The sequence below is a fragment of the Seleniivibrio woodruffii genome (assembly GCF_029267515.1).
Lineage (GTDB): Bacteria > Chrysiogenota > Deferribacteres > Deferribacterales > Geovibrionaceae > Seleniivibrio > Seleniivibrio woodruffii_A.
On record NZ_JAJUIS010000020.1, the window covers coordinates 1 to 25593 of the forward strand.

The 25593-nt window shown below is 49.7% G+C and carries 19 protein-coding genes; 7 read left to right on the plus strand and 12 right to left on the minus strand.

Features of this window, described 5'->3' with window-relative positions:
* Nucleotides 1-164: 164 nt before the first annotated feature.
* Together Q7P67_RS12575 and Q7P67_RS12580 are read right to left on the minus strand one after the other, a co-directional pair.
* Entirely contained in the window at nt 165-1208 is a 1044-nt protein-coding gene (locus Q7P67_RS12575) for a 3-deoxy-7-phosphoheptulonate synthase (RefSeq protein WP_303852593.1), read from the minus strand.
* A gap of 208 nt (nt 1209-1416) precedes the next feature.
* Nucleotides 1417-3711: a methyl-accepting chemotaxis protein gene (locus tag Q7P67_RS12580; RefSeq protein WP_303852594.1), complete on the minus strand. Its 2295-nt coding sequence runs from the start codon at nt 3709-3711 to the stop codon at nt 1417-1419.
* Between the two features lie 164 nt (nt 3712-3875).
* Here Q7P67_RS12580 and Q7P67_RS12585 point away from each other — a divergent pair, with 164 nt between their 5' ends.
* Nucleotides 3876-5309, plus strand: a complete 1434-nt coding sequence (locus Q7P67_RS12585) for a PAS domain-containing sensor histidine kinase (RefSeq protein WP_303852595.1) — start codon at nt 3876-3878, stop codon at nt 5307-5309.
* Here the strand turns inward: Q7P67_RS12585 and Q7P67_RS12590 are convergent.
* Nucleotides 5296-7281 carry a SpoIIE family protein phosphatase gene (locus Q7P67_RS12590; protein WP_303852596.1) on the minus strand — a complete coding sequence of 662 codons (1986 nt, stop codon included), beginning with the start codon at nt 7279-7281 and terminating at the stop codon, nt 5296-5298. The genes Q7P67_RS12585 and Q7P67_RS12590 overlap by 14 nt on opposite strands.
* Nucleotides 7282-7373: 92 nt before the next feature.
* On the opposite strand from Q7P67_RS12590, the gene Q7P67_RS12595 reads away from it, so the two are divergent.
* Nucleotides 7374-8519 (plus strand): molybdopterin molybdotransferase MoeA, encoded by a 1146-nt coding sequence (locus tag Q7P67_RS12595; RefSeq protein ID WP_303852597.1) that lies wholly within the window; start codon nt 7374-7376, stop codon nt 8517-8519.
* Here Q7P67_RS12595 and Q7P67_RS12600 read toward each other — a convergent pair.
* From Q7P67_RS12600 to rpsB, 8 genes are all read right to left on the minus strand, one after another.
* The gene (locus tag Q7P67_RS12600; protein WP_303852598.1) at nt 8471-9628 is read right to left on the minus strand and encodes a class II aldolase/adducin family protein; all 1158 of its coding nucleotides are present in this window, start codon (nt 9626-9628) and stop codon (nt 8471-8473) included. The two genes, Q7P67_RS12595 and Q7P67_RS12600, sit on opposite strands and share 49 nt — an antisense overlap.
* Entirely contained in the window at nt 9625-11073 is a 1449-nt protein-coding gene (locus Q7P67_RS12605; protein ID WP_303852599.1) for an aldehyde ferredoxin oxidoreductase N-terminal domain-containing protein, read from the minus strand. The genes Q7P67_RS12600 and Q7P67_RS12605 overlap by 4 nt, the downstream gene beginning before the upstream one ends.
* The gene (gene mtnA / locus Q7P67_RS12610) at nt 11073-12119 is read right to left on the minus strand and encodes an S-methyl-5-thioribose-1-phosphate isomerase (RefSeq protein ID WP_303852600.1); all 1047 of its coding nucleotides are present in this window, start codon (nt 12117-12119) and stop codon (nt 11073-11075) included. The genes Q7P67_RS12605 and mtnA overlap by 1 nt, the downstream gene beginning before the upstream one ends.
* Complete coding sequence (locus Q7P67_RS12615; RefSeq protein ID WP_303852601.1) at nt 12109-12582, minus strand: methylated-DNA--[protein]-cysteine S-methyltransferase; 474 nt, start codon at nt 12580-12582, stop codon at nt 12109-12111. The genes mtnA and Q7P67_RS12615 overlap by 11 nt, the downstream gene beginning before the upstream one ends.
* Nucleotide 12583: 1 nt before the next feature.
* Nucleotides 12584-13699, minus strand: a complete 1116-nt coding sequence (gene thiH, locus Q7P67_RS12620; protein WP_303852602.1) for a 2-iminoacetate synthase ThiH — start codon at nt 13697-13699, stop codon at nt 12584-12586.
* Nucleotides 13700-13701: 2 nt separating this feature from the next.
* Complete coding sequence (locus tag Q7P67_RS12625; protein ID WP_303852603.1) at nt 13702-14478, minus strand: thiazole synthase; 777 nt, start codon at nt 14476-14478, stop codon at nt 13702-13704.
* Between the two features lie 193 nt (nt 14479-14671).
* Nucleotides 14672-15544, minus strand: coding sequence for a translation elongation factor Ts (gene tsf / locus Q7P67_RS12630; protein ID WP_303852604.1), 873 nt, complete (start codon nt 15542-15544; stop codon nt 14672-14674).
* A gap of 3 nt (nt 15545-15547) precedes the next feature.
* On the minus strand, nt 15548-16330 hold the full coding sequence (gene rpsB / locus Q7P67_RS12635; protein WP_303852605.1) for a 30S ribosomal protein S2: 783 nt from the start codon (nt 16328-16330) through the stop codon (nt 15548-15550).
* A gap of 221 nt (nt 16331-16551) precedes the next feature.
* Between rpsB and lgt the strand changes: the two genes are divergently transcribed.
* From lgt to Q7P67_RS12650, 3 genes are all read left to right on the plus strand, one after another.
* Nucleotides 16552-17505, plus strand: coding sequence for a prolipoprotein diacylglyceryl transferase (lgt, locus tag Q7P67_RS12640; protein WP_303852606.1), 954 nt, complete (start codon nt 16552-16554; stop codon nt 17503-17505).
* Between the two features lie 72 nt (nt 17506-17577).
* Nucleotides 17578-19209 (plus strand): outer membrane beta-barrel protein, encoded by a 1632-nt coding sequence (locus Q7P67_RS12645; protein ID WP_303852607.1) that lies wholly within the window; start codon nt 17578-17580, stop codon nt 19207-19209.
* Between the two features lie 18 nt (nt 19210-19227).
* Nucleotides 19228-21675, plus strand: coding sequence for a FecR family protein (locus Q7P67_RS12650; protein WP_303852608.1), 2448 nt, complete (start codon nt 19228-19230; stop codon nt 21673-21675).
* A gap of 31 nt (nt 21676-21706) precedes the next feature.
* On the opposite strand, the gene Q7P67_RS12655 is transcribed toward Q7P67_RS12650, so the two are convergent.
* Nucleotides 21707-23425 carry a hypothetical protein gene (locus tag Q7P67_RS12655; protein WP_303852609.1) on the minus strand — a complete coding sequence of 573 codons (1719 nt, stop codon included), beginning with the start codon at nt 23423-23425 and terminating at the stop codon, nt 21707-21709.
* An 89-nt stretch (nt 23426-23514) separates the two neighbouring features.
* Here Q7P67_RS12655 and Q7P67_RS12660 point away from each other — a divergent pair, with 89 nt between their 5' ends.
* Entirely contained in the window at nt 23515-24054 is a 540-nt protein-coding gene (locus Q7P67_RS12660) for a flavodoxin family protein (RefSeq protein ID WP_303852610.1), read from the plus strand.
* Between the two features lie 10 nt (nt 24055-24064).
* Nucleotides 24065-25039, plus strand: a complete 975-nt coding sequence (locus tag Q7P67_RS12665; RefSeq protein WP_303852611.1) for a class II fructose-bisphosphate aldolase — start codon at nt 24065-24067, stop codon at nt 25037-25039.
* Nucleotides 25040-25593: the final 554 nt, after the last annotated feature.

Genomic DNA, 25593 nt, shown 5'->3' on the forward strand with positions numbered 1-25593 from the left:
AGAAATGTTTGGGATAGAGAATGATATGGGTAAAAAACAGCTATTTGCCGCAATATAAATCAGAAAAAGAGAATAAAAAGATAAAGAGACAAAAAACGCCGTACTTCTTTCGAAATACGGCGTTTGTCAGCAATCTGAGGGCGGTCAACCGACCGCCCTCTCTTTTAAAGTTTTGCGTGCGCCTCACGCAGCATTTTTTCCGTTGTTGCCCAGTCCACACACTTGTCAGTAACCGACACTCCGTATTTCAGGCATGACAGGTCTTCCGGTATGTTCTGGTTCCCTGCGAACAGGTTACTTTCTATCATAACCCCTTTGATGTCCGTCTGTTTGTCGTTAACTATCTGGGATATTATGCTGTCCAGCACCATGTGCTGTTTTTCGTGATCCTTGTATGAGTTGGCGTGGCTGCAGTCCACCATTATGGCCGGGGGCAGGTTATTTTTTTTCAGAAGCGCCACTGTCTCCTCAATATTTTCTTTGTAAAAGTTAGGCGAATCGTTGCCGCCGCGCAGCACTATGTGCACATCGGGGTTGCCCGCAGTCTGTACGATGGCGGTAACTCCGTCGTTGTTTATTCCGAGGAAGCTGTGAGGTCGACAGGAGGAGGACATTGCGTCGGTTGCTATTCTGAGGCAGCCGTCTGTGCCGTTTTTAAATCCGACGGGGAATGAAAGACCGCTCGCCATCTCTCTGTGGGTCTGTGATTCCGTTGTTCTGGCGCCTATGGCTCCCCAGCTTATCATGTCCGAAAGGTAGTGGGGGGTGATGGGATCCAGCATTTCGCAGGCTATGGGAAGTTCTTTCTCCGTAATCTGGCAGAGGAGTCCGCGGGCGATTCCCAGTCCTTTTGATATCATATGCGTGCCGTTGAGGTCGGGGTCGTTTATGAGTCCCTTCCATCCGACTGTTGTTCTGGGTTTTTCGAAATATACCCTCATTATGATGAACAGTTTGTCGGAAAGCTCATCTGAGAGCTTTTTCAGTTTGTCGGCATATTCCAGAGCCGCCTTGGTATCGTGTATGGAGCAGGGACCGACAACCACCATAAGTTTATCGTTTTTTCCGTGGAGTATGTCGCGGATGGTGTCTCTGGACTGTTTGACGAATGCTGCGCCCTTAACCGGAAGGGGGAAAACCTGTTTCAGGTTGTTCGGAGAGATAAGCGGGGTGAGGGCAAGGACGTTTATGTTATAAGTTTTAACCATTTCGACTCCTTAGTATACTTTTGTTAGCTTTCAAAACTTTTCTATAAAATAATGTAGCTTTATTTAGCGATTTAATCAAAAGGTTTTTGGACTTTTGACCTTATTTTTTTGTCAGAAGCTGCCTGTTTTCAATATATACAAAACCGGTGGAGTTTAAAGGAAAAAATTTATCGGGTCTGAAATGGGCGGCAAACCGCCCCTAAAAAGATTATCTGGTTTTGAATTTCTGTACTTCGGAATACATTTCGTCCGCAAGTGAGCTGAGTTCTGTCAGGTTTCCTGAAACGGAAAGAACGGATGCGCTGCTCTGTTCAACACCGGAACTGATGCTGTTGATATTCTCCGTAACGGATGCAATGGCGGAGTTCTGTTCGCGGACGGCGGTTTCGATGTTGCGTCCTGCGGTGTCGATGCTGCCCACTGCCTCAACTATCTGTTCAAAGACCATGTTTGTGTTAGTGATGGCGGAAACGCCGCTGTTAACGGTTTCCTCCGCAGCACGCATCTCCTGCGATGCTTCATGTGTTTCGTGCTGAAGTGAGGTTACTATTCCGCTTATCTCGGTTGTAGCCTTCTGGGTGCGTTCCGCCAGCTTGCGCACTTCGTCCGCAACAACGGCAAAGCCCCGTCCGGCTTCACCTGCTCTTGCAGCTTCAATTGCCGCATTGAGTGCCAGGAGGTTCGTCTGGTCTGCGATATCGTTAATAACGTTCAGAATATCTCCTATCTGCGCAGACGACGTGCTCAGTCCTCCTATGGTTTTTGCAAGAGAGGACACACTGATTTTTATTTTTCCGATGTTTTCGACAGCCTCTTTCAGGGCGCTCATTCCCTCTTTTGTCTTTCCGTCGGCGTGTCCTGTGCGTTCGATGGCGTCAGCCGCGCTGTTAAGGACTGTTTCAGAAGTGATACTCATCTCCTCCATTGCGGAGGCTATGTCGCTGATGCGTCCTGACTGGTCGGAGAAGTTCGCAGAGAGCTGCCCTGTTACGGCGGCAAGTTCAGAGGATTTCTGGTTTACACCGTGGGCTTTCTTCTTAATGTCGGCAACGATGTCGTGGACGTTTTCGATGAACTGGTTTATGTAAGCTGTCAGAAGGATTATTTCATCCCTGCTCCGCTCCGTATTCTTTGAAGCGGTGAGGGTGAGCTTTTTCGTCAGATCCGCGTCTCCGCTGACAAGATCCCGCACAAGATCCGTAACTTTTTTCAGTTTCTGCAGAACGACCTTGTTCAGCACGATGTATGTGAGAACCGCTGCGATGAGTGTTATCACAAGAGATGTTATTATAAGCGAATTGCGGAGGGTTATTGCCGCAGACATAGCCTCGTCCTTGTCCATGCGGACTACAATGCCGAGGTTGATGCCGAATATATTGAGGGCTGAAAAGGAGTTCAGAACGTCTCCTCCGCCGGGGTTATCGGTCACGGCATAGCCTGATTCGCCTTTAAGCGCTCTGTCTGCCGCTTCGTCCTGTATTTTCAGCACGCCTATGGTGGTTTTTATTTTTTTCACCAGCGGATCGTCTATCTTATCCAGAAATCTGCTGTTGTTGCGCAGGGTGTGGTCTGCGCCAAGCAGAAATGCCTGTCCGCTGTTTCCCAGACCCGACTGCTCATAGTGTCCGCCGAAGTTCATTACATCGTCAATTTTGTTAATAGGCATCTGAAAAATAAGAACGCCTATCTTCTCATCGCCGTTGTAGACAGGGGTGGAGATAAAAGAAGCGGGCAGATAATAACTCGGTTCATATGGTTTGAAGTCGTTAAGGTAAATTTTGCCTTTTTCCAGTTGCCTGCCCTTCTGATAAGCATCTCCAAGCCCTGTGGCGGCATAGGGTCCTGTGAGCAGGTTGGTTGCATAATCCTTCTCCTTGAAAACGGTATAAACGAGGTCGCCCTTCATATTTACGAGAAAAATGTCATAAAGAGAAAAAGACTTCAGCATGGAGTTGAAAGTATTATGATATGCAGTGTGCATCCTGACATATTCGCTGTCGAACCCCGCGGGCGTTGTCATATTGTTCTTTTCGCCTATCTTTTCGGTGTTCTTTTCAATGTAAATGTACTGGGCGATGAGTCCGTTGGGATTCATTTGGAGGTAGTCTTCAGTATGGCGGCGCGGAGGTGCGCCTGGGACGCCGTAATTTACCATGTTGAGATACTGGTTGTCATAGTGCCTTTTCAGTTGAGCCGCGGCAGTTTCAGCGGAAACAGGCGTCTCCTCCTGAAGTCTGTAATACCCTTCGCTGAGTTTTATCATAGCCTCAGCGGTCATTTCGCTTGAAGCGGTGGAAATCAGCAGCGAGCCGATACTGCTGAAATAATCATGAATATTATCTTTCTTTATCATACATATGCTGCCGAGATGGTCAAACTGCATATGCAGGACTGACTTATAAGAGCTATAGGCTGAAAGACAGGTAATTACGGCTCCGAGCATTACCAGACCCAGAATGGCGGCAGTGATTATTCTGAGCCTGATAGAAGTGTTTGAGAACATAGTTCACCCCAAAAAATAATGTGAATAATGTTCTGTTTAAGAAAAAATAATAATTACACCCACATTTAACTATACCACGGACAAATGATTTTAATTCTAACTTATTAAAAATAATTTAATCAGTCTATAACTTCGTGTATAATCCACCCATAAGAAGGGTTATCATGAACAGATTATTTTTAATTAAAAGGTCCGGAACCGTTATTTTAACCGTGGCTGTTATTGCCATACTTATCTACATACTGGCAGATAGTTACATCGATGCCAGATATGCCGCCGACCCAGTGAACAGGGAATTTTTTGAAAAGCTGACAGTGGCGCTGCTTTTTACCGTTTTCATATCCGGTATGTTTGCGATGATACGCGTCATGCGCCGGCTTGACACACAGGCAAAGGAGCGGGACGAGAAGTACAGAACGTACATCAACAATTCGCCCGATCCCATAATAGTCTGCGACAGAACGGGGCGTATAACCGAATCCAATTTCGCCATGGAAAGACTGTCCGGCTACAGCGGTGCGGAGCTTGCTTCCATGACCGTTCAGCAGATGTGGGCGGATGAAAGCGTTAAGCAGGGCTATGCCGCGCTGGCGAAAATGCTAACCACAGACAGTCTGGACGTCACTCTGAAATATCTTAAAAAGGACGGCGCGGATTACTATCTCTCCTGCCATGCGGTACGTGTGGGCGAGAGATTTCTCGTTATGTGCAGGGATATGACCTCGTATGTCATTATGGACAGCCATATCAGGCAGATACACGACGAACTGAAAGAGAAGGTTGAAGAGGAGCTTAAAAAACGCCACAGGCAGGAGCAGCTTATTGAAAACCAGAAGAAGATGGCGGACATGAGCAAACTTTTAAGCGCCATCGCGCACCAGTGGAGGCAGCCGCTCAACATCCTTTCCCTCTATAACATCGACCTGAACGATACCTACCGTGCAGGCGGTCTGGACGATAAATACATGGACAATTACAACGCTGTGGTGTCCTCCACCATTGAAAAGATGTCGGATATTATAGACGATTTCCGCCTTTTCTTCGTGCCCGAAAAGACAGATACGCAGTTCTGTGTGACCACGGAGATTCTGGACGTTCTCAGCATCCTGCAGGCACAGATGAATTATCTGGGCATAACGATTGAGCTCCGGTGTATATGCGACAGGCAGCATTATGTGTGCAGGAACGTCACCACATGCCCCGACTGTGCATACAGGTCGGCATACGCACGCGGCGAACAGGACAGATTCCGCCACGTTATCCTTAATATCATATACAACAGCATAGACGCCATAAGTGAAAAGTCTGCGGTACAGACCGGACATAAAGGCAGGATAGTCATATCCGTTGCATGCATCCACGACAAGGTGCGTATTGTGATTGCCGACAACGGAATCGGCATAGCGCCGGAGATAAAAGACAAGGTGTTCGAACCCTATTTCTCCACAAAAGCCGAGGGAAAGGGTGCGGGGATAGGGCTTTTCATGTCCGGAATGATAATTAAAGAGCAGATGAAAGGGGATATTGAGCTTGCGGGCACGGAAGAGGGCGCGGAGGCTGTGATAACTCTGCCTGCCGTACCGGTCAGCCCTCAATAACTTTGGCGATGTGCACAGTGTTCCCTTTGTCGCTGTAGTAAAGACCGTCCACAAGGTTGTCGGTGATGAATATCCCTCTGCCGTTGTATTTTTTTGTGTCGATTTTGAACAGGTTGCCGTCAAAACTGCTGAATTTGAATATCTCGGAGACGTTGAACCCGCTTCCGCTGTCGGTTATCTCCACCGTGAGAAGTTTCTGTCCGTCGGTTCCAGTGCGTGCGGTGCGGCATCGGATATGTATCGCCTTGCCGTAGTCCGGCGAACTTTCCTTTGTGCGTTCCGCTATGAACTCGTCGTAGACCCCGCCGCGTATCATGTCCTGTTTCTGGCGGAACGACAGTCCGAGACTTCCGTGTTCAAGGGCGTTCATAAGCATCTCTCCGGCTGCGAACTCAAACGTGGAAATCTCCACGGAGTCGACCCCCTGTGCCTCCATAAAGCTGTTGATGCGTTCGGCGGCGAGGCTCAGGTCGTTTGCACAGGAGTGCACGGAGAATGAGTCTTCTGCGATTATGTCTTCCGGTTCCGTGCTTATGAAAAAAAAGGTGATGTCGTCCTCGTTGTGGGTTATGTACTCGTTGACCATTTTGAGAAGGTGCTTTTTTGTCGCTGCTCTGCCGAAGCAGGCGGGCAGTCTGTCATAGAACAGTGAACCGTCGCCCGTGGCGGATTCTGACAGTCCGTCGGAATATATCAGCAGTTTATCAACTTCTTTCAGGCTGAAATCAGTGATCTCCTTAACCGCCATGAAGCGCATTATGGGCATGTTCGGCGTGCGCAGTTTCTGTATGGTGCCGTCCTTCATCTTCGCCAGTATGGGGGGCATACCGAAGCTGGAAACGGAGATGGTGTCGGTGTTGGTATCTATCATGGCAAAAACGGCGCACAGAGCCTCGTCCTCCATAAGTCTGTCGCGGATATAGTGGAGGAACGAACTGAGCATTTTTCCCATGTCGAAGTCGTTTTTAATTATGGAAAGCTCGACCGCGTGGTTGATGAACGAACTGGACTGCAGCGCTGTGACAGAGGCTGAAAGCCCTTTGCCCATAGCGTCGATAATGTAAAGGAAGTATCTGCCGTCCTTGATGTTCATGTTTCCGTAGATGTCGCCGCTCATTATGTCCAGCGGCTTGAAATAGGTCTCGAAAAAGAATCTGCTGCCTTTTGTGCCGGATATCTCGTCCTTTATGACCAGCATCTGCTTTTTGAACGCTGCCGCCTGCTGTGTGGAGTGATAGCGTTCCTGATACTGCAGAAGCTCAAGCTCTTTCTGTCTGTCTATTGCGCGCACTGATACCGGATAGAATATCAGTATGCTTCCGCTCTGCTCTCCGTCTTCGTGAATTTTTGTGAGTGTGCCGGAAAGCAGAAGGTCTCTTCCTTTGCCTGTGGTGTGTGGCTGTTCGTCGAAACGGGCGGCGTCGCCTATGTATGGATGCAGGGTGAAAACTTCGTCCAGAGTTCTGTGGTTAAGCTCCGTTCCGTCCATGTCGAGGATGGATTTTGCGGCTTCGTTCACAAAGTTGATCCGTCCGGCGGCGTCCATCACCATTATTCCGTGTTCGACACAGTTTGCAAGGTCGCGCAGCCTGTCCACAGCCCTGTGTATCAGCGAGGCGTATTTTGTGTCGCGCCCGTTGTTCTGCAGCTGTTTTATCCCCTCCGGCAGGGAATGTTTTGTGAAAAAAGTGTTTATGCCGATGTCTGCGAAACGGGAAAGGTTGCTGTCGGATGTGAGATAGACGGCGGTTTTCGGTGCATCGGGTGATTTAAGGATGCCGTATATCATTTTAAGACATTCGTCGTCGGTGCCTTCGCTGTCGAAGACGATGGCGTCCGGTTTGTCCTCCTCCAGCTTTTTAAGGAGGTTTTTTGCACCGAATACCTGCTCATATTCGGCAACCATCCGGCAGAAGGGGTCGGATATATCGCAAAAATTAAATTTTGAATTATATATTAATATCTTTTTCATGCTCTTCTATAATTTATACGCCGCCCGCAAAAAAATACAGGATTATTCCTATCACCCTTTTATAATGGCGGAAAATGTATTATGATTATAGCATGAAACTTGAAGAAGCATTTAACACCATCATATCTTTTATTCCCGGCGCAAGACCGGAGGAGGTACCCCTCATCGCTGCGGCGGGAAGGGTTCTGGCGGAGGATATCGTTGCACAGCACGACTATCCTGAGGCTGATATGTCGCGCATGGACGGATATGCCGTCGGCAAAGGCAGCGAAGGCACGTGTATCGTTGTTCAGGAACTTTCCGCAGCGGACAGCTATGACAAACCTCTGAAAAAAGGCGAGTGTATCCGTGTCGCCACGGGAGCGAAGGTTCCTTCGAACACGGATTTCGTCGTTCCGTTTGAAAACGCCCACAGAGACGGCGAAAACGTCACATACCAGCAGGGCGAGGAACGCAAAAGACACATTACACAGGCGGGCAGCGACATCAAAAAAGGTGACGTTCTGGCGCGCAAAGGGATGCGGGTCGACATACGGCTGATGGAGGTATTTGCCAGTATGCGCTTTGCCGCTCTGCCCTGTGCGAAAGCTCCCCTGATAGGCGTAATCTCCACCGGTTCCGAACTTGTTGAGGATTTCACTCAGAAAGGAACCGTGAACAGCAACTATTATCACATGGCGGGACTGCTGCGCATTTTCGACGTTAATATGAAATACTACGGCGTTATACCGGACGACGAGGGTCTGCTTTCAACGGTTATGAAACAGGCTGCCCTTGAGTGCGACATGGTCGTCACATTCGGCGGTACAGGCTATTCCAGATATGACCTGCTGAAGCTCACTGTGCTTGAGGCGGGCGGCGAGATACCCGTTGAGGGTCTGCGTGTCAGCCCCGGAAAGACCTTCCGTTTCGGACTGCTCGGCGGAAAACCGCTGTTCATGTTCCCCGGCTCACCCGCCGGAGCTATCGCGTGTTCCGAGGTGTTCCTCGTTCAGGCGATACGCAAATGGCACGGGCTTAAAACCGGAAGCATCAAAGGGGTCATAAACTTCCCCGTTAAAAAGAGAAAAGGTTTTGCGAAACTGGTCAGGACATGGCTCACCATCAACGACGAGGGCATGGCTGTTGCGTGTCAGAACGGCGTGGGCTTCCCATGTGTCGCGGTCATTGCCGAGGACGCGGAAGAGGTTCAGAGAGGTGATCTTGTGGATGTCTGGCTGGCGAGCAAAATGCTCTGATATTCCTTTAACGCGGCGGTCTCCGTTTCTGTCAGAAGCCGCAGCGCATCGTTAAAATCATTCGCGGACACGGTGAAAACGCCGTGTCCGTATACTGTTACACTGTCGTTGTCTTTCATGGCGGGCGGCAGGGTGTTCACCATCGCCCTTGGTCCGTTGCCCACCTCGCCCGGAACTATCGGCGAACTGCCTACATATCTTTTTTTCGTACATGCGTAGTGGCATTTTCCTCTGTTTTCGCATTTTTCAGCGCATATCATGGACATTATCACCGAAAAACGCGGGTGGGCGTGCAGAATGACCCGCTTATCAGTGATTTCGTATATTCTTCTGTGTGATGCAAGCTCGCTTGATGCCGTAAGCCCTGTGCAGGCGGATTCATCCGTGGGGCATACGTCTATTTCGCCGTCAAGCTCGTCCAGACTGCTGCCGGTTCTGCTGATGTAAATGTTTTTGCCTTTACAGACAGAGATATTCCCGAAAAAGGAGTCCACTAGCCCCAGTTCAACCGTCGCTCTGCCCGCCTGTGCCATGGCAGACAGTATCGATTCGTCAGAGCGCATGATATCCTTGGAGAGTTCGGGCAGATCAGAGCGATGAAAGTTTTCTATATATTTGTCGAATAATTTAAGAGCAGTCTCAGTGCAGCAGGGGTTGCGCAGGAGTGCAGCTTCGCCTGTGTCGCTGAAAAATTTCACAAAACCGCTGAACAGAACGGAACTTGCGAAGATGAACGCCTGTTCCGCACCGAAAGGCGCGGCTGTGATTATACCCTGCCTGCGGACAAAAACGGCCTTGCGGCGTTTGAGTGCCGATGGGACTTCCGCGAAATTATCAGTAACGGGAACAGTATGCAGAAACGTTCTGGTCTCCGAGTCGTTAGGTGCGAACTCGCCGTCTTTCGCCGCTTCCTCAAGAGCGGTCATAAAGGGTTCCGCAGGGCGGACAAACAGCAGACAGTATGCTTTCAGCTCCTGCGCCGCCAGCATAAGTTCCGTCGAAGCATCGCCGCCGTAAACCGATACCCTGTCCTCCGTGACGACGTATACCGCTTTGTCCGCAAGCCTCTGGTTCTTCAGCTTATTGATGTATTTATCATAAAGGCTCATATAAGCCCCCGCATCCGGTGGTATTTTTTCAGTTCACTGTCGAAGGCTTTCTGCTGTTCCGGTTTAAGAAGCCCGTCTGGCAGTCTGTCGGTTTCCATTCCGAAACCCAGCCTGCGAATGATGCTTATCTCGTTCATGAATATCTCGTTTCCGCAGTCTGCAAGGTGCGCTGCTGTGGTGCCAGACGCTTTAGCGTATTCCTCAAGGGATACGGCAAATAGAGCATATCTGCATACAGGCAGCGAGTCCGCCGCCGCTTTCGCGTTTTCATAGGCTATATTTATCACTGCCTTGCCCTCAACGGAATATCTATCCGTGGGGACGGGTTTTCTCAGTATTTCGTGGGTGAGTGCCATAGCGGTAGTCCAGTCCGCACCGTTTGGCGATGTCGCGTAGCCAAGTGCCGCACCCAGCGCGCCGTCAGGTGCTATGGCGGGCAGTTCGATACCTTTTACGGTGAATCTGTCCGCACCGTTGTAAAACTCTTCCGGTATGCTGTGCAGAAACTCCTCCGCATCCATCCCCGACTGCGCTATGCAGTGGCAGGCGGTTATTACGTCTATGCCCTGTTTCAGGCAAAAATTATATGTTTCTATTATTTTATCAAAAGGGATGCCGACGCTCATAAGCATGGCAAATCCGTCGTATTCGGGGATGCGCAGACCGTTCTTTCTTTTCCGGCAGGCGATGGTGCATGAACCGCATGATACGCTCTCGGTTTCGCCTATGGCGCAGGCGTTTGTGTGCGCGTCGGGTTTCGGGAGATTGAAAAAGACGTTTGGCAGGATGTTTCTTGCATGGGCGAGGTCGTAAAGCGCGGCTGTGCCGAATCTGCCTATGCCCGGTCTTCCGGTGAGCGACGGCGCGGCGTTTATCAGTCTCTCTATGTCCTCATATGCAGAAGTGTCCGGTTTTTGCGGTTCCGCTGCGGGTCTGATCCCTATGCTGATGAGGTTCATCCGGTGCATCATTGTTCCCGTGCCGCCCCTGTGGGTTGTGAAGAAGCCGTCGGACAGTATTGAGCACCAGTTTATTCCGCTGTGTGCGCCCGCTTCAACAACGGCGAAATCATCCGTCACTCTGCCGAAGCGCACACCGTTGTCTATTACGAGGCTTACAGGGTTTTCAGCTCTTCCGGTTATCATAAGTCCGTCGTAACCTTCGTTTTTCAGAGCTGCGGCGAACCGCCCGCCGAAATCCGAGCGGAAAATACCGCCTGTCTTGGGGTTGATATGCATTACTGCACAGCGCGCCGTGGTCTGGTATCCGCTGCCTGTAAGGGGTCCGTTGCAGAAAATTAAAGGATTGCTGTCAAGATGCGTTGAAAGAAGATGTCCGCATAGTCCGCGTCCGCCTATATATTTGTCATAGATACTATTTTCCGGCGACAGAATACTGAATGAGAGGTCGGTCAGATTAACGCAGAGGATTTTTCCGGCGTACATCAGAATATGGATTTAAGATTGTTCTCATACGGTCTTCTTACGATGCCCCTTTCCGTGATGAAACCCGATATCAGGTACGCGGGGGTAACGTCGAACGCGGGGTTGAGAACGTTTATGTCCACAGGCGCGGTGCGTTTTTCGCCGAAGAAACAGACCTCGTCGTGTCCGCGCTGTTCAATTTCAATGTCGTATCCGCAGGAGGTCTTTATGTCCAGTGTGGATGTAGGGCAGGCGACATAAAAGGGGATCCCGAAATGTTTCGCCATGATGGCTACCCCCAGTGTGCCTATCTTGTTCGCGGTGTCGCCGTTTGCGGCAACCCTGTCCGCACCGACTATCACAAGCTGAATCTTACCGGACGCCATGACGGAAGCCGCCATATCGTCGCAGATAAGGGTCACGTCCAGACCTGCCTTCTGAAGCTCCCATGCGGTGAGCCTTGATCCCTGACAAAGGGGACGGGTCTCGTCGGCGTAGACCTTAAAGCGTTTCCTCTGCTCCTGCGCCATGTACATGGGCGCGGTCGCCGTGCCGAGGCGGGAGGTGGCGAGTGAGCCGGCGTTGCAGTGGGTAAGGATGCCGAATCCGTCCTGAATAAGGTCTCTGCCGTGTTCGCCTATCATGCGGCAGGTTTTCAGGTCTTCCTGATGTATTCTGGATGCTTCGTCCAGAATTTCGGAATACATCTCTTCCGTGGATTTCTGAACACAGGCATAGAGTCTTTTCATTATTCGCTTTATAGCCCAGCTGAGGTTTACCGCCGTGGGTCTTGCAGAGTTAAGGTATTTCGCATCGTATCCGAGGTTCTGCATGAAGAGGTTCGGTTCCTCATTCAGATATTTCTGGGCGCAGATGCACAGTCCGTATGCTCCGGCGACGCCTATTGCGGGCGCTCCGCGCACCTGAAGTGTTTTTATTGCGACATATACCTCGTCGATGTTGCGAAGGGGTATCTCTACAAACGTTTCAGGAAGGAGTGTCTGGTCGATGACATAGAGGACGTCCTCCTGCCATCTAAGTGTATATGGAAGCGATTCAAAACTCATTATGCCCCTCAGCTTTCAGCAGCGCCCGTTTCATGTCGGGTCCGCTGGAAAATCCCCCGATCTTTCCGCCCGCCGCCAGAACGCGGTGGCATGGAACGATTATAAGGAACCTGTTCCTGGACATAGCCGTACCGACAGCCCTGAATGCGCCGGGGTGTCCGGCAAGAGCCGCCAGCTCGCCGTATGTTACTGTAAGCCCGAAAGGAATCAATGCCAGCGCGCGGTACACAGCCAGAGAAAAGGGCGTTGTCCACGAGAGGTCAAGGTCTTCCAGCGCTTCGATAAGCATCGGTTGTCCGGAACAGTCTTTCAGGTATTCTGCCATATAGGCGAACCTTTCCGCAAGAGGCATTTGTATGAGATTATCGGGACGTGAGGACGCTATCTCGTAAACCCTGTCTTTGTCAAAGGTTATAAACAGGTCGTAACCAGCAGAGCAGCGCACACTGTCCCAATATCGCATCCTATTCTCCGTTAAGGAAATATGTGTCCCAGTCCTTCAGAACGGGGTCATATCCGTTCATTCTAACCATATCACAAAATTCTTCAACTGTCCTCGTGTCCTCAACCTGAAACTGTTTTCCGTCGTGTTCTTTCGCATAGCCGCCGGGTTCGGTTTTCGACCCTGCGCTCATGTGGGTCACGCCGAGGCGCAGGAGTCTGTCGCGGAACTCTGCCGATTCGCGGGTGGATACGTTTATTCCCAGATCGTGCTGGAACAGCCTGTGGGCAAGGAGCATCTGAACGTAGCCGAGGTCGTCGACTATTTCGTATGCTTTGAAGTTTCCGGACGCCTTGCGTATGCGCGGAAAGGATATGGATATATGTGTTTTCCAGAAATTTTTCATAAGATAGTTTGCGTGGAGACCGAGGAAGAACTGGTCTGTCCTGAACTCCTCAAGTCCCATAAGGGCGCCGAGACCGATAGTGCGGAAACCTGCCTGCGCGCCGCGTTCGGGACCGCCGAGCCGCCATGCGAAATCGCGCTTTTTACCCGCCGGGTGAACGTCGGCGTATTTTTCACGGTTGTATGTCTCCTGAAACATAGTGAGACCGTCAACCCCGTGCTCGTACATAAGGCTGTAGTCCTCAACGGACATAGGGTATACCTCTATGCAGACCGAGCTGAATTTATCCTTCATCAGGTTCACGGCGTTTATAAGATAGTCCGTGCCTACCTTAACTGGTGATTCTCCTGTCACCAGAAGGATATGGCGGATACCCATGTTATGAATGATATCGGTTTCCAGTTTTATCTGGTCGTCGGTGAGGATAACGCGGGGTATCTCGTTGTGACGGTTGAACCCGCAGTATTTGCAGGAGTTCGCACATTCATTCGAAAGATACATCGGCGCGTATATCTTTATTGTTTTTCCGAATCTCTGCACAGTTATGCGGTATGCCTTCTGTGCCATCTCCTCAATATAGTTGACGGCGGCAGGGGAGAGCAGTGCCGCGAAGTCCTCTTCGTCTATCTTTTCTTTGCCGAGGGCGAACTCAACGTCGGCTGCCGTGCGGGAGAAGATGAAATCTTTTATATCGTTGAATTTATATTGGTCAAGTACCTGTTCGAAGCTCATTTTCAGTTCCTCAGAAATCCTGTGAGGGGGCTTGATGCCTCCGCTCTGTCCCTTGTGCCGGGCATACCTGCCGCGCGTGCCGTAACTGCCGCCTCAACGCCGAGTTTGAATGATTTTGCCATCATTACCGGGTCTTTCGCGGTGGCTATGGCTGTGTTCACCAGAACGCTGTCCGCGCCCATTTCAATTGCCAGCGCCGCGTGTGAAGGAGCACCGATTCCGGCGTCAACCACAACAGGCACCTTCGCCTGTTCGATGATTATGCGCAGGTTGTCGATGGTCTTTATGCCCTTGTTGCTGCCTATGGGCGCGCCGAGGGGCATAACGGTGACGGTGCCTATCTCTTCGAGACGTTTGCAGAGAACGGGATCTGCGTTGATGTAGGGGAGAACCTTGAAGCCCTCTTTAACGAGTATCTCCGCAGCCTTAAAGGTTTCAATCGGGTCGGGCAGAAGATAATAGGGGTCGGGTGTCACTTCCAGCTTAACCCAGGGTTCGCATCCTGCAGCTCTTGCGATACGGGCGAGGCGCACAGCCTCTTCCGCGTCCCTTGCGCCTGAGGTGTTGGGGAGCAGGAGATATTTCGAAGGGTCTATCTGTTTCAGGATATCATCCTGAGGATTGTTGATGTCCACGCGGCGAAGTGCGACCGTAACTATCTCTGCGCCGCTTGCTTCCAGTGCGTCAGCCATAACTTTTGCGTTGGGAAATTTGCCTGTGCCTACCATTAATCTGCTGCGGAACGTACGTCCGGCGATTACCAGTTCGTTTTTGAACATGACTATACTCCGATTGTTGGAAAAAGATTGTAAGACCCTTGCCAGTGGATCTTAAATTTGGGGTAGGCAGGAATATAATATCTTTTGGGGTGGAAAAGTCAATTTCTTTCTCCCCATAAAAAAAGCCGGAATTTTGCTCCGGCTTATTTCTTTAATTTCGACAGGACGCCCAATGCGGCGGTCATGCAGCAGATTACTTCTGAATCTGTTTCATTACCTCTTCCACAAAGTTTTCCTGCTTTTTTTCGATGCCTTCTCCCAGCTCAAAGCGGGTGTAGGAAACGATCTTGGCGCCGTTAGCCGCAACCAGTTTTTCGATTGTGGTGTCGGGATCCTTAACGAAAGGCTGGCTCACGAGGCATACTTCTTTAAGAAGTTTTGCAACCTGACCCTCAACTATTTTGGGGATCATGTTGTCGGGTTTGCCCTGCTCTTTCAGTTTTGCGGCGTAAATATCTCTCTCTTTGTTAACGAAATCAGCGTCAACGTAGCTTGAGTCAAGATATTTGGGGTTGCTTGCGGCGATGTGCAGGCAGATATCTTTTGCCAGCTCGGGGGTGCCGCCTTCAAGTTTTACCACAACGCCGATTTTACCGCCGCCGTGGATGTATGTTGCAACAGTGCCGCCGTCGAGACGTGCGAAACGTCTGATGCTCAGCTTTTCGCCTATTTTCGCTATCATGCTGTTAAGGTATGCTTCAACGGTTTCGCCGTTTTTAGCGGTAACAGCCATGAAAGCGTCCATGTCTGCGGGGTTGCTGTCTGCAACGAGTTCAGCCATTTCTGCTGCATAGTTTGTAAAGTTTTCGTTTTTAGCAACGAAGTCTGTTTCGGAGTTAACTTCAACGATAACGCCGACGCCGTTTTTAACGACTGCTGCAACAGTGCCTTCCGCTGCGATTCTGTCAGCTTTTTTAGCTGCCGCTGCGAGACCCTTTTTGCGGAGGTATTCAACAGCGCCTTCAAGTTCGCCGTTTGATTCGCCGAGGGCTTTTTTGCAGTCGAGCATTCCTGCTCCGGTTTTTTCGCGAAGTTCTTTAACCAGTGCGGCTGTTATTTCTGCCATTGATTACTCCTCTTCTTTGTCAACGGGCATATCGGCAAGAAGCTGTTCAACGGGGATATCCTCGCCGCCTTCCTCTTCCGCCTGACCGATGTTTTCTTCGTCAAGTATCTGTCTGCCTTCGATGATAGCGTCTGCTATGCGTCCTGCGATAAGCTGGCAAGCGCGGATAGCGTCGTCGTTACCGGGGATGGGCATGTCAACCTGATCGGGGTCGCAGTTTGTATCTACGATTGCGATTATCGGTATGTCAAGTTTGTGGGCTTCAGAGACTGCGTTCTGTTCCATCTTGATGTCGATGATGAACATAACATCCGGAATCCCCTGCATGTCTTTGATACCGCCGAGGTTTTTAGTAAGTTTTTCAAGCTCTTTTCTGAGTTTTGAAACTTCTTTTTTGGTATATTTGTTTACGAAGCCTGTTTCAAACATCTCTTCGAGTTCTTTCAGTCTTGCCACTCTTGTGCGGATGGTCTGAAAGTTTGTAAGGGTACCGCCGAGCCAGCGCTCGTTCATGTAATGGGCGTTGCATTTTTCAGCAGCCTGTTTGATAGCTTCCTGAGCCTGTTTCTTAGTACCTACGAAAAGGAAGGTGCTGCCCTGACGAGCTGCGTCTCTTGCGAATTCGTATGCAGTGTTGAAACACTGAACTGTCTTCTGGAGGTCAAGGATATAGATACCGTTTCTTGCGCCGAAGACATATTTGGACATTTTCGGGTTCCAGCGTTTTGTCTGGTGTCCGAAGTGAACGCCCGCCTCAAGCAGGCTTTTCATTGAAATATAGGACATTGATTTCTCCCGGAGGCTCATGCCTCGCAATTTGTTATTCTTGCGCCCCGTCAAACCGCCACCCGAAAGGATTTCAGGCACTTGGTGGTTTTGAACGCTATACGGGCGTGCAAAATGGGTGTTCTTTATATCAAGGGCGATACAAAAAATCAAGTTTTTTTTGATTTGTAAAAAAAGTCTGTACTGTTTATGATGAAAACTGAAAAAACAAGGGGGAAATTATGTTTCCGTATCTTTTCAAACTTGGTCCGCTTGAACTGAGGGTATACAGCCTGATGTATATTCTCGGACTTATAATCGGCATGTATATGGTGAAGCGAAAAGCCGAGAAGCTCAGTCTTAAACCCACAGACATGGAGAACGCGGTCATAATCAGTTTTCTGGCAGGAATCATAGGTGCCAGAATGTACTATGTTGCGTTCCGCTGGGACTATTACGCAGGCAATATTTTTGAGATGGTTGCCATATGGCACGGCGGGCTTGCAATACACGGCGGCATCATCGGCGCTGTGATAGCCCTTTATTTTTTCACAAGATACAAAAAGACGAGCCTGATGGGGCTGGCGGACAGTATGGTTCCGTGGCTGCTTTTCGGACAGGCGATAGGCAGAATAGGCAACCTTGCAAACGGAGAGGCGCACGGCGTGCCCACAATAGTCCCCCCGTCCATAATTTTCGGAGTGGAGAACAGATTCCGCGATTTCTGGTCTGCCGTCTGCTCGCAGACGGGGCTGAACCCCATGCCGGCGAGTATTTCAAAGCTGATGGATAAACTACCCGTTCAGGTGAGTTTTGAGGGCAAACTGTACGAACTGAAAGAATACGTGCCATGGGGCATGAGCTTCGGGAATTATAAGAAAACGCCCGCCTACAGCGACTTTGGCGCACTTCCGGTACATCCTACTTTCATATATGAAATGGTGCTGAATTTCGCCTGTTTCGTCGTGTTATATATATTATGGAGAAAGAATGACAACATAGGCACAGGAAAACTTGTTGGACTCTATCTTATCTTTTACGGCTTTATACGTGCGTTTGTGACGTTTTTCCGTGCGGACGATCTTATGGTTGGTTACCTGAGAGCACCGCATTTAATCAGCATAATAATGGTTGTTGCCGGAATAATGATTTTAAACAGAAATAAATTGTTAAAATCGGTTCAAAAAGCCCAATAATCATGAAAAATGCGCTATAGTGTGTTAGTATCTTATACAGCGTGAAAAGAGGTTTACTCAGGAGGAGACGTTATGCGTCGTTTAATGTTATCCGCAGGGCTTTTTATTCTGCCGTTTTTAAGCCCCGCAGCTCTGTATGCATATGACTATCCTGTCATAGGCGAATACAGCAGCGTATATCAGAAAGTTTTTGATGCCATAAAAGCGGGGAAGTGCAGGGATATGGAAACCGAATTAAAGGCGCTTTCCTCTGCCGAAGGCATTTCCGACAGTATCTACCGATCCATCTGCTTTTTTGAAAACAATCAGCAGAAAGAGGGTGTTCTCGGTCTTACACTGATGCTTGAAAATCAGGAATACGACGAGATAGTCTACGTCTGCAACACCCAGATAAGCAAAGGAAATAATAATCCGGAACTTCTGAAATACAGAGGTCTTGCATATTTCAATATCGGGGATATGAACGGCGCGCTTGCCGATATCACATCCTATACCGACCAGACAGGCGACACCACCATGAGATATACTCTGGTTGATATTTACATGTCCATGAGCGATTTTGATAAAGCTGAGGCGGAACTTGAAAAGACCTCTGTCAAAAACGACGGATACTATATCAGAAAAGGAAAGCTCGCCTACAGAACCGGAAACACACTTCTTGCCGTTCAGTCGCTCAGACAGGTTTCAACTGAAAATAACGACAGATATGAACAGGCACAGTCGCTCATTGCCGATATCTGCATGATGTCAGGAAGATTTGAATGTGCGCAGGAGGCTGTTGGCAACATTAAAAACCTTAATGCGGATTTCCTGCAGATAAAAAAGGATAAAATCGCACAGCTTAAAAAGCCTTTCAGCATATACCTTTCTGCCATTGAGGAATACGACGACAACGTTAAGTCTGAAAACGAGGATATAGGCGCTTCGGGCATATCAAGTTTCAGGACGGCTTTCGTTCTTGATGCGAAATACAACATGTATCCCATGTGGGCGGATAAGGCTGCAGTGGGGCTTATGAACTACAGGTCTTTCAACATGAAAGACGGGCTCAGTTCATACGACCTTGAGATGCACAAGGCATACGTTCAGCTCACCAAAAGTAACGACAGGTTTTCATATACTCCAAAGCTGACAGCGGGAATACTTACCCTCGGCAACGAAAAATATTATGAGAGCTTCGGTGCTGAGCTGGGCTCGAATATAAAATTCGACGGATTCAGCGTCAATGTACCCGTCAAGTTCGAAAAGCGAAGCTATGTATCATCCCCGGATCCCAGAGCGGACAAAGACGGATATTACTACGGCGTTTCCGGTGAAATATCGAAAATGTTCGCGCAGAAATATAACATAACCTTCGGTGCCGGTTTCAATGTGGAAAATACTGACGGCGCTGACAAGGACAACAATGCGTACATGGTTTCCCTTGGATCTCTTGCCGCAGTAAGCCCGAAAATGACGCTCAGTTTCAGTCTCGACTATACTTATGCGGACTTCTATAACTCCGCCATCGACAAAATGGACGGTTCCGGACTTGCAAGAGTTCGCGAAGATAAAACATACAATGCCGGGATCAAATCTATATACAAACTGACCAATTCATTATTTTTGAGCGGAGGGGTGACGTATACCGATGTCGATTCGAACGTTCCGGAGTACAAGTATGACAAGACCGTATTCGACGTCAGCATCAGCTACGCGTATTAAAATGTGAAAAGGTGTACCATGAAAATAAAAAGAATTACAGCTTTGACAACAGCGGCACTGATGATCAGCTCACAGGTCTTTGCATCGTCCGTCGCGGGAACGGTTAAAACCGTTAAGGGCGGGGTTGATATCGTAAAGGCTCAGTCTGTCATGGGAAAGCTGGCAAAAGAGGGCGCCAGCCTCTCTTTTGACGATATCCTCAGAACCAAAAGAAAAGGATATGCAGAAGTCAGTTTTATTGACGGAAGCAACATTAAGATATTCGAAAAATCGCGTCTGCTTCTGCTTGGCGGAGAAAGAACCAAAGACGGTTATAACGCTGAGATACAGAAGGGAAAAGTTCTCTTTAAGATTGAGAAGATGCACGAGGTTGCAGGCGATTTCAGGATAAAGACCAGTAACGCCGTTATCGGTGTAAAAGGTACTGTTCCCGGCGTACAGGTTGACAGCGGAGGAACCACTGTTGAGGTTCTTTCAGGTACTGTGGAAATTGCTCCGCTGGTGCCGGTTGTCGGCGGTTCAGAATCCGGAGCAGGCACGGGTGGTGCAGCGGGGTCTTCCGGCGGAGCCGGATTTGGCGGTGGAACTGCTGTTGTCGGTACCCAGGGAGGGACCGGCGGCGTGCTGCTTACCGGCGGTGATTCAGGAGCCGGCACTGGATTCGGCGGGTTAAGCTCAGGCGGCGGATTCGGTGGCGGATTCGGCGGAGGTACGATAATAATAGGTTCCGGTCAGGGAGCTTTCATAGATAATAACGGAGGCATACAGACGTATGATCTTTCCGGCGGCTCAAGGCTCTTCGGTGATCTTGGCGGCGGGACTGCTGTCGGCGGCGGTTCGGGAACCTCAGGAAATGCAGGTGCGGCAGGTGGTTCTGCCGACGAGGGCGCATTGTTCAGCGGAGCAGGAAGCGATGAGGCAGATTCGGCCGGTGATGAAGGACAAAGCGACACTGCTGCACTTCTTCAGTCAGCTTTACAGAGTGGTTCCGGCGATACCGGAGCAGGTACGGATAGTGCGGCGGGCGATGTAACCGACTCTGCCGCAGAAGCAGCGGCGCAGGCGGCGGCACAGGCGGCAGCGGCACAGGCGGCGGCACAGGCAGCAGCACAGGCGGCGGCACAGGCGGCAGCACAGGCAGCAGCACAGGCAGCGGCACAGGCAGCAGCACAGGCAGCAGCGCAGGCGGCGGCACAGGCGGCAGCGCAGGCGGCGGCTGATGCTGTAAGAGCAGATCAGGAAGCTAAAGCGGCAGCAGCGGCAGCAGACGCTGCCGAGGCAGTACTTAAAACAAGTGAATACAGCAGCGAAGCACAGTCCGCATACGATTCAGCTCTGGCGGCAGCGGAGTCTGCGGCAACAGCGGCTCAGACAGCTCTTGCAAAACAGCAGGAAGCAGAAGTTGCCTCCGCAACGGCAGAGGCACAGGCACAGGCTGCAAGCGAAGCGGCAGCGGCAGCGAAAGACGCTGCTCAGGCTGCTTTGACAGCAGCACAGGCGGCAGCGGCAACAGCGGTTGCTCAGGTACAGAAAGCACAGGCAGCGGCACAGGCGGCGCTGGCAGCGGCACAGGCTGCACAGACAAAAGCGAACGCCGTAGCTCAATATACATCAAGTCAGGCGGCTATTGCGTCAGCGCAGGCAGCACAGGCAGCCGCAACACAGGCAGCGGCAAACGCGAGTGCAGTTCAGTCCATAGCCGATTCTGTGAACACTCCTGCCTCTCAGGCAGCGGCACAGGCGGCGGCGGCACAGGCAGCGGCAAATGCGGCAGCGGCAGCGGCGGCGGCGGCAGCAGCAGAGCTGCAGTCACAGACGACAGCCCTTGAAACGGCACAGGCCGCTCTTGAAGCAGTAAACGGCGCAACAACTCAGATACAGGCGCAGCATACTATACTATCAGATGCTAATACCTCTCTTTCAGCGCAGACTTCTTCCATGTCAGCGGCAGTGGGTATCGGGGCTGTTGCACAGACAGCGGCGGCATCTGCCCTTTCAATTCTTGAGACTTATGACCGCAACGGTTCCGCACAGGCTGGAGCCGATGCGCTCGCGGCAAAAGAGACCGTACAGAGTGCGGCAGTGGCAGCGGCAACGGCGGCTGTGGTAGCGCAGACAATCTATGCGTCTGTGGCAGGTATTGCAGATACGGCAGCGGCAGCATCAGATGCTGTTTCAGACGCTGTGACTGCAGCACAGACGGCGGCAGCGGCGGCAGCGGCAGCGGCTGAGTCCGAATCGGTTGCCCAAAGTCTTGCAGATTCCACATCGGCGGCTCTTGAGGCAACTCTTGCAGCGGCACAGGAGGCTATAGCGGCGGGTGAAGATGCGTCCGGTCTGATAGCAACCCTGCAGGCGCAGGCAGAGGCGGCACAGGCAGCGGCACAGGCAGCGGCGGAAGCGGCAGCGGCGGCGGCTGATATAAAAATTTACGGAAGCGTTAAGATAAACATTACATTCAAATAAAAGATAAGGCGGGTTTAAAAGCCCGCCTTTTTCATATCATCGTAAGGAAATCATTCCCCGTTTTAATCTTTTTACCTTTTGTCAGCAAGGGGGCGAACCTCGCTCCGGTGTACAGAGGTTTATCTGCGGCGGCGCAGAACTGCGCTATGTATGAGAAGAGAGAGGCTCCTTCGGCAATTACTATATCAGCCTTTTGCACATCTTTTATGTCGGCAATGGAAAATCCGTGTCTGCACACAAAATTATCCGTTTCAAGCTGTCTGTGAAAAAATGCCATACAGGGGATGGTCTTCTCCGTTTCAGATTTTGTCATCTGCTTTTCTGCAATATCCTTATAGTTTTCAACATCCTTTTCGTAAAGATATCCGGGGAGGCACACGGATGCGAACCTGGACGACTGCCATCTGCGGAAATTCAAAGTGAAGGGTACGTTGCCGTAAAAAGAGTCGGCGATAATATTCTGTATTTCTTTATGTTCAAAGAAGAAGATGTTGTTTTCATCAGTAAGTACGCGGTTTTCCACCAGTCGTTTGCCTGTTTCAAGCAAAGTTCCGCGTATTTCCATTATAAGTTTCGAAAGCGCGAGGTAGACCTTGTCGGTGTCATCAAGTGAGGTGTGACAGGCTGCCAGCAGAGCGGAGTATCTGCCTTTAGAAAGCATCAGGCGTTTCATTGAAGGCAGCTTTGCATACATTGCTTCTATGGGTTCCAATGGTATATCCAGCGGTTCAAGAACCACAGGCTTTACCGCAGGGTCGAGAACGGGCATTATTTCACCATTAAAACGGAGCAGCCCGCCAGCGCGTGTCTTATATATATGACGCATTGCGTCTTCGTAATCCAGTCCGGTGGATTTTATAAAGTCTGTAAACGTGTGCCACGTTCCTATGGCGGCTATTTCCCACGCCATAACGGAGAGTGCGGGTATTTCTAAAAATTCTTCGCTGAACAGAGAGCTTTCTGTCATATTCTCCGCTGTCCTTTCGATATCCTCAATTGTATTCTGAAGTTCTCCTTCTGCAAGTTTCAGAACGGAAATCTTAGGCACGTCAAATGACGGTTTTTTGATTGTCTTATATATTGAAGGGAGGTAGTTCAGATAGAAGAAATCCGCTTTGGAATAAAATGCCGAGAGAATTGTTTCAATGTTCGCACAATTCATAAATATCCGGCAGAAGAAAGGTTTAACTGAAGGCGAGAGAGTCTTTATGTCTGCGCTCATAAACAGTGGGCTGAACAAGTCCGGCATCGACTCGATTATGGAAAAAGCATAAGGACTTATGGTTTCGTTCAGCAGTGAGGCAAAAGGTGATTTTATAAAAAGATGCTTTTCGTTTATCCCGGACGATCTGCCGAGAGATTCCTCAACAGGTGTCAGTGGGGACTTTATCGCAGAGTCGCGGGCATCCGCCGGAAGCGCAATGTAATCCTCCGCTTCGGCGCTGCACACATAAAAGGTGCCGTCATTATTATATATATGTGTCATGGCGGGTCTGCGCAGACAGCGTTCCACATCGGAAAGCATCTGTGCCAGTTCGTTCAGCTTCCGGTCGTCGAAAGGACATTCGCCTTTAACATGGCGGATGTTTCCCTTGAACACACCTTTGACAATGACTGTTTCCCAGTTTTCAGCCGTAACGTTATAAAAGCCGAAGTTGCCCCTGTAAGAAGGCGCAACGGTGATGTCAGGCTGTTTTTCCGCGTCGGTTTTGATCCCCGCGTTTGATATCGATTGAAGCAGATCTTCCATGAGGGAATTATGAATGTAAATAGTCTAATGTCAATATTATTTGTTGAAACAGCATAATGTTGCGGTTAAAATATAGCGGGGTGCGAAATATGAATACTCTTATTATAAACGCCGCCGTAAAGGCAGATGGCAATTCCGCATTCATTGCGGACGCGCTTGCGAAAAAATATGAAGGCTGCAAAATCTTCGACCTTGCCGAACTCAGGTTTGAAACGGATTACGAGAACAAATACAGAGACGGCGGATCATTCCGTCCTGAAATGGTTGAGGAGGGGCTGCGTGACATCATGTCCGCGGTTGTGGACAGCGACCTTATAATTTTTATCTCACCAAACTATTTCGGATTCATAAGCGGGCTTGCGAAACTTTTTCTGGACAGGTTCCACGTTCTGCTTAATAAGAGCGGACGACCGACTTTTGAAGGCAGTAAGAAATTCTTCTTTGTTCTCACACAGGGCTCGCCCAACAGAAGCCATGGGCAGAGCACTCTGGACTGGATGAAGGGTTTCTGCAACATCTTCAGCTTCAAATTCTACGGTATAGTAGTTCCCTCGTGCAGCTATTCAAACACGGATGCGGCGCGCGTTAAAATGGAAGAGATCTCAATGTCACTGAGTATGTTTATATAAGGAGTGTGTAATGGCAGTCAGCTACAGAGAACTTGGACTTGTGAATACCAGAGATATGTTTGCAAAGGCAATGGGGGGTAAATACGCCGTCCCTGCCTATAACTTTAATAACCTTGAACAGCTTCAGGCTATCATCACTGCATGTGTCCAGACAAAATCCCCGGTTATCCTTCAGGTTTCCAAAGGCGCAAGAGATTATGCGAACGCAACAATGCTGCGCTATATGGCGATGGGCGCTGTGGCATACGCAAAGGAACTCGGATACGAAATACCGATAGCGCTGCACCTTGACCACGGCGATACTTTTGAAACATGCAAAAGCTGCGTGGACTACGGATTTTCCAGCGTAATGATTGATGGTTCCCATCATTCTTTTGAAGATAATATCGCACTCACTAAGCAGGTTGTCGAGTATGCCCACCGGTTCGACGTGACTGTTGAAGGCGAACTTGGCGTTCTTGCAGGTATAGAGGACGACGTTCAGTCCGAACACTCACATTATACGAACCCAGATCAGGTGGTTGAGTTCGTGGAAAAAACCGGCGTGGACTCACTCGCTATATCAATAGGTACATCCCACGGAGCATATAAGTTTAAAGTGAAGCCGGGTGAATCGGTTCCTCCCCTTCGCTTTGATATCCTTGAGGAGTGCGAGCAGAGAATACCCGGCTTCCCGATAGTTCTCCACGGCGCATCCAGCGTACTGCCGGAGTATGTGGAGATGATAAATATGTACGGCGGAAAGATGGACAACGCTGTGGGTATACCCGAAGAACAGCTTCGTAAGGCAGCCGCAAGCGCTGTGTGCAAGATAAACATCGATTCTGATGGCAGACTGGCATTTACGGCGAAAATACGCGAGTTTATGGCTCAGAATCCTTCCAAGTTTGACCCCAGAGAGTATCTGAAGCCCGCCAGAGCTGAACTTGTTAAGATGTATGCTGCCAAGAACGAGAACGTTCTCGGTTCGGCAGGACGCGCATAATTCAATAAATGATGAGACTGCTTCACTCATTTCGGAGGTCGCAAAGACTCGTGTTAGTCTCTGCAAGGGTTTAAAGCCTGAAGCGGTCTCTTTTATTATCAGTTATTTACAGTCTCGAAAAAAATAATCAAAAAAAAAGTTAAATAAGTGGTTGACTTATAGGGTCGGATTAGATATAACTTCCTTCCGCCTGAGAGTGACACCTGAACGGTGGTTGCCGCAGGAAGGGAAATTGTTGCTGGAAAACTTATTTTTTGGATTTCGTTTTGACTGCGAATCAACCGTTTTGAATAACGGATTAAAAGTTGTTAAAAAGAAATTAAAAAAAAGATAAAAAACCGGTTGACAAAGGTGAACGGATTTGATAGATTCACCAGCCCACAGAAAACCGAAAGGGATTCGAAAGGGCACAGAAAAGAGATGTTAGAAACTTTAAAAAAGAGATTGACAAAGGTGAGTAAGTTTGATAGATTCACCAGCCGCTTGAGAGAGCGGGTTGCTCGAAAGACCGGACGGAAGGAAAAAGGAAGTTTGAAAAAAACTTCTTGACTTTA

Coding starts and splice junctions, on each gene's coding strand:
- Q7P67_RS12665 (WP_303852611.1), top strand. CDS start 24,065: ATGGCAGTCAGCTACAGAGAACTTGGACTTGTGAATACCAGAGATATG.
- lgt (WP_303852606.1), top strand. CDS start 16,552: ATGTTTCCGTATCTTTTCAAACTTGGTCCGCTTGAACTGAGGGTATAC.
- Q7P67_RS12575 (WP_303852593.1), bottom strand. CDS start 1,208: ATGGTTAAAACTTATAACATAAACGTCCTTGCCCTCACCCCGCTTATC.
- Q7P67_RS12585 (WP_303852595.1), top strand. CDS start 3,876: ATGAACAGATTATTTTTAATTAAAAGGTCCGGAACCGTTATTTTAACC.
- Q7P67_RS12650 (WP_303852608.1), top strand. CDS start 19,228: ATGAAAATAAAAAGAATTACAGCTTTGACAACAGCGGCACTGATGATC.
- Q7P67_RS12625 (WP_303852603.1), bottom strand. CDS start 14,478: ATGTTCAAAAACGAACTGGTAATCGCCGGACGTACGTTCCGCAGCAGA.
- Q7P67_RS12595 (WP_303852597.1), top strand. CDS start 7,374: ATGAAACTTGAAGAAGCATTTAACACCATCATATCTTTTATTCCCGGC.
- rpsB (WP_303852605.1), bottom strand. CDS start 16,330: ATGTCCTATATTTCAATGAAAAGCCTGCTTGAGGCGGGCGTTCACTTC.
- Q7P67_RS12645 (WP_303852607.1), top strand. CDS start 17,578: ATGCGTCGTTTAATGTTATCCGCAGGGCTTTTTATTCTGCCGTTTTTA.
- tsf (WP_303852604.1), bottom strand. CDS start 15,544: ATGGCAGAAATAACAGCCGCACTGGTTAAAGAACTTCGCGAAAAAACC.
- Q7P67_RS12655 (WP_303852609.1), bottom strand. CDS start 23,425: ATGGAAGATCTGCTTCAATCGATATCAAACGCGGGGATCAAAACCGAC.
- Q7P67_RS12660 (WP_303852610.1), top strand. CDS start 23,515: ATGAATACTCTTATTATAAACGCCGCCGTAAAGGCAGATGGCAATTCC.
- mtnA (WP_303852600.1), bottom strand. CDS start 12,119: ATGAGTTTTGAATCGCTTCCATATACACTTAGATGGCAGGAGGACGTC.
- Q7P67_RS12580 (WP_303852594.1), bottom strand. CDS start 3,711: ATGTTCTCAAACACTTCTATCAGGCTCAGAATAATCACTGCCGCCATT.
- Q7P67_RS12600 (WP_303852598.1), bottom strand. CDS start 9,628: ATGAGCCTTTATGATAAATACATCAATAAGCTGAAGAACCAGAGGCTT.
- Q7P67_RS12615 (WP_303852601.1), bottom strand. CDS start 12,582: ATGCGATATTGGGACAGTGTGCGCTGCTCTGCTGGTTACGACCTGTTT.
- Q7P67_RS12590 (WP_303852596.1), bottom strand. CDS start 7,281: ATGAAAAAGATATTAATATATAATTCAAAATTTAATTTTTGCGATATA.
- thiH (WP_303852602.1), bottom strand. CDS start 13,699: ATGAGCTTCGAACAGGTACTTGACCAATATAAATTCAACGATATAAAA.
- Q7P67_RS12605 (WP_303852599.1), bottom strand. CDS start 11,073: ATGTACGCCGGAAAAATCCTCTGCGTTAATCTGACCGACCTCTCATTC.